Below are 8,859 nucleotides of genomic sequence, written 5' to 3'. Positions count from 1 at the left end.
AATTTTCTTGGCGTCGATTTTCAGTTCGTTGCCTTGTTTAATATGATTGTCCAGCATTGCTGCCAGTAAATTGTTGGCTGCTCCGATGGCATGGAAATCGCCGGTAAAATGCAGGTTGATATCTTCCATTGGGACAACCTGAGCGTATCCGCCGCCGGCTGCTCCGCCTTTAACGCCGAATACTGGTCCTAAAGAAGGCTCTCTTAAGGCTACCAGGGTATTTTTACCAATTCGTGATAAACCATCGGCAACCCCGATTGTGGTGGTGGTTTTTCCTTCACCGGCTGGTGTTGGATTGATGGCAGTGGTTAAGATTAACCGGGCTTTTTTGCCGGTTGATTTCTTTAACAGATTGTAATCAACCTTGGCTTTATACTTTCCGTATAAATCCAGATCATCCTCTGTTAACCCCAATTTCTTTGCTATCTCACGAATATCCTGTGGTGTAGCCTCTTGTGCAATCTCAATGTCTGATTTAAAACCCATATTATTTCCTCCAATACTTTGATAAATTTTTAACATCTGCATTTATGATATATGATTTCAATCTAAAAATCAAACAATAAATGTGACAATTTTTTACTGGAAAAATACGAATAACGTTTACATTAACGGGGTTTACATCAATAATCAGAACAATATTTTACTCTGCGACACAAAATATCTGTATAATTAACGGGGTAACTATATTTTGATTCCTTTTTATCTTTTATATCGCTTCAATAATGACTTTAAAAACACAATATTTTCGTTTTTTTGACTCAAATCGCCGATTTTGTAATTTTAATGTATTTTCCCATTTTTTCACTCAATCAATTTAACTAATTCGCTCACAAAAACTACCCTTTGTATTTTAATTGCTCGCCGTGTTCACCTTTTAATCCCTTTCTTGAATCTTGCCGCTTTCCAAATTTATGCTATCCCATTTGCCCTTATTAATTCGTCTTGTAAATGATGATTTCGGGCAGCTAGTCCACTATTTACTTGTATATACAAATTTTACTCAGATTATCACCATTTTTTAAAAATGTCAATATTTTTCTATTGAAAGTCAATTTATTTTCTTTCATTGTTTGTTATTTCTCAAACGATCCATTTTTAGGTAATATATCGCCATATAATATTGTTATAACAACTCCAAATCCTAATATTTTGGTCAATATTTTACGTTGCTATTTCTATATATTTTAATGAACCTCCGGGTTGTCCTCTATTCATTTATGGAATAATAAAAAAAAGCACAAAAAAAAGCAGTGGTCCCACTGCATTTTAAGTATCGAATTTAGATATCTACCAAACAGGTCATCCAGGATAACAAGTAAATTCGCCTTTATGATTAAATGATAAACAACACTGATGAATCTTGTCTACTGCAACAACCGCATTTAGAGTAATTTGCAGCTTTATCACCAACTTATTTTTCTGATGTTCCAATTTTTCCCTGCCGAAATGCTTTACTGTAGGCTCGGCAATACTTATCTTTGCCCAACAAGGCATAAGCCGCAAAAATAGTGCCCATCATATCCTGATTTGTTGGGTCCATTACTGCAGAATCCATACCAGCCTGAATAGCAAGCGCCATAAAGGTTTTATTCATCAGCGATCTGGCCGGTAAGCCAAACGAAATATTACTTAAACCAGATGTAATATGGATGGTTGGATATAATGCCCGTATTTCCGAAATTTCTCTGGTAAAATTCAGCAGTGAGTCATTATTTGTGGATAATGCCATCACACATGGATCGATATGAAGGCGATCTGGGGTTATGCCAAACTTTGCCGCTTTATCAACCATGATTTTGGCAATGTCCACTTTTTTTTGAACCTCACAGGGAATCCCTTTATTATCACAGGTAAGTCCGATAACCTCCCATGAATTTGCTTCCATTAGCGGAAGCAGGACTTCACATTTGTCGCCTTCCTCAGAAATAGAATTAATCAGCCCTGGTTTATTCGCGTATTTGAATACAGCTTCGATGACCCGGGGATTAGGACTATCAATACACAATGGAACTTCAGTCGTATCCTGAACAACCTCCATCAGCCATTTTAACGCCGCTATTTCTAATTCAGGAACAGTGCCGGCACATACATCGATAAAATCAGCTCCAGCCTGCTCCTGTTTTACAGCCCGCTCCGCAATAAGTTTGGCATCTCTATTTTCAATTGCCTCCTTTATCGCTGGTATTGTCCCATTTATTTTTTCACCAATAATTATCATCTTCGACCTCCTGAGTTGATATCGTTTTCAATAATACTTTCTTCATATCATACCTGTATATACAGACTATCATTTCCGTTATTTTTTGTCAATATTTTTCTATGTTTGTTGAAAATCTCATTTTTAACGGGTATAATGAAATCAGTTTAGATAATATTTTATAGTTTACCCTAATTTATGACTAAGAAAGGATAATTTTATGTCATCTTTGAATACTATTCGCGTTTTTTTCCCGCTATTGGATAAAAGTGTCATGATTGAAGCTGGAAAAACAGTAGCTCAAGCCTGCGCTCTGGTTGGTTTTCCTCAAAATCTGGTTTGCGGAGGCAAAGGAACGTGTAAAAAGTGCCTTGTCACCATTCGTGAAAACGATTTAGTTTCAGAAGTTCTGGGTTGCCAACATCTCATTTCCGAAGATATGGCGATTCTTATTTCAAAGGAAGCGGCCTTATCGCAAATACTGGAAACCACCGAAAATGGTGAGTTGAGTTTCAACCCCAAAACCAGAGTGGTAACCATCCCAATCACAGCCTTAAAAACGGAGATGTGTTCCTACGATCTTGAAACCATCCGGAACGTCCTTGAAATGCCAGTTAAGATGTCTTCTATTAAAGTATTACAAAAGTCAGCTGAAGTTTTTCATCAAAAAAACTTACCACTGATGAATTTTATCTTATATAATGATGAAATTATTGATCTGATTCCCGGTGACAAAGAGCTCAATGCCTATGGTGTAGCCTTTGACATTGGCACCACCTCGGTTGTCGGCTACCTTTACGATCTGACGAATGGGGTTTTGATTCACCAGTATTCTTCCCTTAATAAGCAGATTTCTTTTGGCGGAGATGTTATCAGCCGTATTGATTATGCTTCCACCGCTCCGGAGAACTTGAAGAGTATCCAACACGCCATTATCGAAACCGTCAACAATATTTTATCAAACCTTTTTTATGAATCAAAAATACCATCTGAAGCGGTTTATGAATGCGTCTTCTGTGGTAACAGTACCATGGCCCATCTTTTCCTGGGCTTGAATCCCCTTCATTTAGGTCTTTCTCCATTTACTGGAATTACCCGGGATATGGTTGTCCTCAATGCTGAGGAGCTTGGCATCAACATTAATCCCACGGGAAAAATAACCTTTCTGCCCTTGTTGGGCGGGTTCGTAGGTGCCGATACAACGGCCGTTCTGCTGGGACTGCCAAAGGACGATGAATACCGTTTAATGATCGATTTAGGAACAAACGGAGAAATTGCCGTTGGCAACCGCAATCGCTATTTTGTCGCTTCAACTGCCTGTGGCCCAGCTTTAGAGGGTGCCGGAATCCATATGGGGATGCGTGGCACCACTGGGGCGATCGAAAAAATCACTCTGGTTGACAATGAGATTAAGTGCCATGTTATTGGCAATGCTGCCCCGCTGGGATTTTGCGGATCGGGGATCATTGACGCCATCGCCTTCCTGTATCGGGAAAAACTGATTTATAACCGCGGCAATTTTATTAAAGGGGAAGATCTTGATAACCATCCTTTCAAAGACCGTTTCAAGACGGATGAAAATAATCAACGCTATTTTATATTTGTTCGCCATCAGGATAATCCCAATGGCAAAGAGATGGTTATCACCCAAAAAGATGTCCGGGCGGTGCAGTTGGCCAAAGCGGCAATCTTTACCGGTTGCTGTCTGTTGACTGAAAAATACGGTATCAAAGCCGCAGATCTTAAAGAAATAACCCTGGCGGGTGCTTTTGGTAATTACATCGATATCGAAAATGCCCAATTTATCGGTTTACTTCCCGAGATTTCCGGCGTTCCGATCCGCTCCATTGGCAATGGCGCCGGAACCGGTTCCCAGCTCTTTCTGCTCTCTCAGGATGAGGCCCAACGCTGTGAGGCGATCCCCAAGATAACAACCCATATCGAGTTAGCCACCGACCCCAATTTTTCCAACCTTTATATGCAAAACACCACCCTTGGTCAAAATGAAATGAAATAATTTCGGGATTTGATTTAACAAAGCATTTGAAAAAGCAAACACGTAATTGCTGTTTGCTTTTTTTATTCCCCTGACTTGGATTAGGTGCTATAATTATTCTAAATTACCGAAAGGATGGTCAACTATGGAAAAAACACCCAAAATTTTATTATTATTAACCGGGGGTACGATTGGAAGTGCTGTCAACGACCACTGCATCAATGTGGATTCCCGTCGCGGTGACGACTTGCTCGCCATGTATAAAGAGCAAAACAGCCACGAAGTCGAATTTGAGGTCGTCCGTCCCTTTAATATTCTCAGTGAAAACGCCGAACCACAACACTGGCTGCAAATAATCGAAGTTCTTCAATCCCATCGGCTCAGTGATTATGACGGTGTGATCATTGCTCATGGCTCGGATACCCTTCCCTACACTGCCGCCGCCCTTGCTTACGGCCTCGACAGCCCTTCGATTCCGATTGTTTTGGTGGCTGCCAATTATGCCATCGGCGAACCAAACAGTAATGCTATTGCCAATTTTTCGGCGGCAGTAGCATTTATCATCAATATGAAGCTGCCTGGTTTTTACGCTATTTATAAAAACAGTGATGATGTCACTTATGTCCACCTGGCCACCCGGCTCCAGGAAGCCGATTGGCTGAAGGATGACTTCACCAGTTTTGGCGGTCCGTTAGGTGAATTTGATCAACGCGGACTATGCTGCGTACCCACAGCTAAAAACCCAACGATGATCAAGCTTTACAATCCCTCTTTGGATGATGTTCCCTCAGTGAAAGAATTTCGCAATGACGTCCTGGCACTACGGGCTTATCCCGGTTTAAACTATGAGGTGATCGAACTCCGTAATCGCCCGATCCGTGCCGTCCTTCACTCGCTATACCATTGTGGCAGCGGAAATATCAGCGGTGAAAACGGCACTTCCCTCTTAGCCTTTATTAAGAATAACCCTAATGTGGATCACTATATGATCTCCTATAAGAACATTCATGGCGATCTATATGCTTCCTGTCAGGCACTCATTGCTGCCGGTGGGATTCCCCTGGAGAACATCTCCTTTGAAGCTGCCGTAACTAAATTGAATTTTGCCTATAATCAGCAGGAATGTTCACCGCTTAGCTACATGAAGCGGGAATTTTTCTACGAATTCCTGAGAGATGCCCCGGAAAATGGGTATGTAATATAGTAATTTTCACTATACTAATAATTAAGTGCTTAAAATCTAGTTTTACTAAAGGAGACTGCTATGTACGATGTGGCTATTATCGGAGCTGGAATAATCGGAACCTCGATTGCCCGAGCTTTAAGTCGTTACAAATTATCCGTTGTTGTTTTTGATAAAGAAGATGATGTATCTATGGGAGCCACCAAAGCCAATTCGGCCATTGTCCATGGCGGCTTTGCCGAATCCCACACCAAAGTTAAAGGCGGCCTGTGCTACAGAGGCCGAAAACAATTTGATCAGTTAAATACGGAACTGAACTTTGGTTTTGAGAAAGTCGGCTCACTGGTGTTGGCCTTTGAAGAAGAACAGTTGGGAAAACTCAAAGAATTGTACGAAAACGGCCTGGCCAACGGTCTGGATGATTTGGAAATTCTTGATCATGACCAGATCATGGCAATGGAGCCCAATGTCAATCCGGATGTTAAATATGCCCTCTATTGTAAAGGCGCCGGCATCTGTTCGCCCTACGAGATGGCGATTGCCCTAGCTGAAAATGCCGTGGCCAACGGTGTTGAGCTTTTGTTGAATACGGAAATTACCGGGATCGAAAAAACCGCTGAAGGTTTTGATCTGACCGGTCACAATGACAAGCATTACCAATCGCATTTTGTTATCAATGCCGGCGGCGTTTCTTCGGATACCGTATCCAAGATGGTTGGTATCGATTATTTCACCATTACTCCCCGAACCGGGGAATACATCCTGATGGTTCGCGGTTCAGCCAGCATTATCAATACCGTCTTGTTCCAGATGCCTACCAAAATGGGCAAGGGCATTCTTGTGGCACCCACTTATTATGGCAACCTGCTGATTGGCCCGGATGCCGTCAATGAAGATACAGTCGATAAATCGACCCATGCTGAACGGCTGCTGAAAATCTTTCACGAAGCGAAGCACACCACTGACAAATTGAATATTAAACAGTTTATCCGCAGCTTTACCGGCGTCCGGGCGGTCAGCTCCACCGATGACTTTATTATTGAAGCCACGCCCGTTACGGGATTTATTAATTGTGCCGGGATCCAATCACCGGGACTGACTTCTTCACCAGCAATTGCCGAGATGGTTCTTAACCTTTTAAAAGAACTGAATTGTCCGTTTGAAGAAGACCCCAGCTTCAATCCGTATCGGGCCCCCATTATTACCAAAACCGAATTAAAGCCAGTCAAAGAAATCCAGCCTCTGGTGGATATGGACTCCAGTCCAGAAAAAATAATTTGCCGCTGCGAACAGGTCACCGAAGCCACCATTATTGACGCTATGGACCGGGGCATCCCAGTGACCACCGTCGATGGGATTAAACGTCGGACCCGCGCCGGTTGTGGCTGGTGCCAGGGAACCTTCTGCCGGCCCAGAGTCGCCGAAGTGATGGAGCGGGTTCTCGGCCATGAAATCGATGCTGGTTTTGATGTGGAACACAGTGGCGTCAACCGGGTCGGAAAAAACGAAATTGTTGATTATATTCAGAAGCATAGCGATTGACCGATTCTGTTGCTGTCCCTTTCATTTTAACCATTTAATAAATACAATTTTCGATTTAAGCAAACTTTCTCTGAGCCGCAGTTTTAACAAAACTGCGGCTCTTTTTATTTGGAAATATTGATTGCGCTGATTTTGATGGCTTTTCGTCTTGATTTATTTATCTTTCTTTAAAAAAAACATAACTCCAACACTTTTACAAAAATAGTCGTTGACAAAACAGCTGCAACCGTTTATAATCACAGTAAATGAAAGAGTATTTACTAAAATAACAGTAAATAAAATGTCATATACTAAAAAATTAGTTTCAAATCTGTTCGCTTATTTAATCGTTATTTTTATTGTAATCGCAATCAAAATATGTGATTATCAGCAACGTTGCTAAAACTGATCAATGATTCATTCTAGATAAACTAAGGAGGCTATACACTATGTTAACTGTAAAAGAGAATTTAAAAGAAGTCATGACCGGTGGAAATCCAGATCGTTTTGTTAAACAATATGAATTTCTACAAATGATTATGAGCGTACCATCTGGTCGTATCAAACCCCAGATCGGTGAAGAAGTAATCAATGAATGGGGTATTACCATCCGTTGGCCGGAAGGTCAACTTGCATCATTCCCAGTACACGATGCGCAACATGTTGTTCTCAAAGATGTTACCGAATGGAAAGAATATGTTAAAGCTCCAAGTATGGAACGACCTGCAGGTGCATGGGATCAGGCCATTGCAGACGCTAGCGCCGTTGATCGGGACAATAAATATGTTGCTGCCTTCGTCGCTCCCGGTTTATTTGAAATGACCCATTATCTGATGGGTATGGAAAATGCACTCATGAGCTTCTATGAAGAACCGGAAGCCATGCATGAACTGATCGATTATTTAACAGAGTATGAACTGGATTATGCTAAAGCATTAGTTGAAAATCTGCATCCTGATGCAATTTTACATCATGACGACTGGGGCAGCCAGATTTCCACCTTCCTTTCGCCAGCAATGTTTGAAGAATTCTTTTTAGACTCCTACAAAAAAATCTATGGTTTTTACAAGGCCAACGGCGTTGAACTGATTGTTCATCATAGCGACAGCTACGCTGCAACCTTAGTTCCCTATATGATTGAAATGGGCATTGATATCTGGCAAGGTGTTATGACAACCAATGACATCCCTAAAATGATCAAAGAATACGGCGAACAAATCACCTTTATGGGTGGTGTTCACAGTGGTGTCATCGATCATCCCGAATGGACAAAAGAGCAAATTGATGCAGAATTTGCCCGAGCCTGCCGTGAATCTGGAAAACTCTACTTCATCCCTGGTGCTTGTCAGGGGCTACCCGTTTCTTCCTTCCCGGGCGTTTACGAAGCCTGTGATGAAGCCATCGAAAAAATGAACAAAGAAATGTTCTAGTAAAACAACATTTGAAAATCCATGCTTTGAAAGAGCGGTAAAAATTAATAACCAGAGGAGTGACAAAAATGATTATTATCGGAGAAAAAATTAACGGTGCGATTCCTTCCACCGCAAAAGCAATCGCCGCCAAAGATGGCGAGTTTATTAAGAACCTGGCCAAGATTCAAACCGAAGCCGGTGTGGATTACATTGATGTCTGTGCTTCCGTTGATGACGACATTGAACTGGAAACCATGAAATGGTTGATTGATCTGGTTCAGGAAGTCACCGACACCCCGATTGCGGTGGATAGCCCCAATGTCTATACCTGTATCGAATCGATGAAATTCTGTAACAAACCGGGTTTGTTTAACTCCGTATCGTTAGAAGGGGACAAAATTGACGCCGCTTTTAAAGCCATTGCTGACACCAAATGGGAATGCGTGGCACTGCTAAACAGCGATAAAGGGATTCCTAAAACCGCCAAAGACCGCCTGGATGTATTTGCCGATTTAATGGCCAAGGTCAAAGAATATGGGATTGATCC

6 protein-coding genes and 1 pseudogene are annotated in these 8,859 nt (G+C 41.7%); 5 read left to right on the top strand and 2 right to left on the bottom strand.

Annotated elements, in window-relative coordinates; translation table 11 throughout:
- Nucleotides 1-486: formate--tetrahydrofolate ligase (locus A3KS_RS0116795; RefSeq protein WP_026395888.1), on the bottom strand; the 486-nt coding region annotated here is incomplete at its 3' end.
- 928 nt (nucleotides 487-1,414) lie between these two features.
- The gene (locus A3KS_RS0116790; RefSeq protein WP_026395887.1) at nucleotides 1,415-2,221 is read right to left on the bottom strand and encodes a methyltetrahydrofolate cobalamin methyltransferase; all 807 of its coding nucleotides are present in this window, start codon (nucleotides 2,219-2,221) and stop codon (nucleotides 1,415-1,417) included.
- 199 nt (nucleotides 2,222-2,420) lie between these two features.
- On the opposite strand from A3KS_RS0116790, the gene A3KS_RS0116785 reads away from it, so the two are divergent.
- The 5 genes and pseudogenes from A3KS_RS0116785 to A3KS_RS0116765 form a co-directional block, all read left to right on the top strand.
- Nucleotides 2,421-4,217: an ASKHA domain-containing protein gene (locus tag A3KS_RS0116785; protein ID WP_026395886.1), complete on the top strand. Its 1,797-nt coding sequence runs from the start codon at nucleotides 2,421-2,423 to the stop codon at nucleotides 4,215-4,217.
- Between the two features lie 124 nt (nucleotides 4,218-4,341).
- Nucleotides 4,342-5,400, top strand: coding sequence for an asparaginase (locus tag A3KS_RS0116780; RefSeq protein WP_026395885.1), 1,059 nt, complete (start codon nucleotides 4,342-4,344; stop codon nucleotides 5,398-5,400).
- Nucleotides 5,401-5,460: 60 nt separating this feature from the next.
- Entirely contained in the window at nucleotides 5,461-6,921 is a 1,461-nt protein-coding gene (locus tag A3KS_RS0116775) for an NAD(P)/FAD-dependent oxidoreductase (RefSeq protein WP_026395884.1), read from the top strand.
- A 428-nt stretch (nucleotides 6,922-7,349) separates the two neighbouring features.
- Entirely contained in the window at nucleotides 7,350-8,330 is a 981-nt protein-coding gene (locus tag A3KS_RS0116770) for a uroporphyrinogen decarboxylase family protein (protein ID WP_026395883.1), read from the top strand.
- 68 nt (nucleotides 8,331-8,398) lie between these two features.
- Nucleotides 8,399-8,859: pseudogene (locus A3KS_RS0116765) on the top strand (methyltetrahydrofolate--corrinoid methyltransferase); the annotation flags it as partial.

The sequence above is a fragment of the Acetobacterium malicum subsp. dehalogenans DSM 11527 genome (assembly GCF_000472665.1).
GTDB lineage: Bacteria > Bacillota > Clostridia > Eubacteriales > Eubacteriaceae > Acetobacterium > Acetobacterium malicum.
This window is presented reverse-complemented; position numbering and strand designations above follow the sequence as displayed.

What these genes read in the sequence shown, in the direction of transcription:
- A3KS_RS0116770 (WP_026395883.1), top strand. Translation starts at nt 7,350, where the DNA reads ATGTTAACTGTAAAAGAGAATTTAAAAGAAGTCATGACCGGTGGAAAT.
- A3KS_RS0116785 (WP_026395886.1), top strand. Translation starts at nt 2,421, where the DNA reads ATGTCATCTTTGAATACTATTCGCGTTTTTTTCCCGCTATTGGATAAA.
- A3KS_RS0116790 (WP_026395887.1), bottom strand. Translation starts at nt 2,221, where the DNA reads ATGATAATTATTGGTGAAAAAATAAATGGGACAATACCAGCGATAAAG.
- A3KS_RS0116775 (WP_026395884.1), top strand. Translation starts at nt 5,461, where the DNA reads ATGTACGATGTGGCTATTATCGGAGCTGGAATAATCGGAACCTCGATT.
- A3KS_RS0116780 (WP_026395885.1), top strand. Translation starts at nt 4,342, where the DNA reads ATGGAAAAAACACCCAAAATTTTATTATTATTAACCGGGGGTACGATT.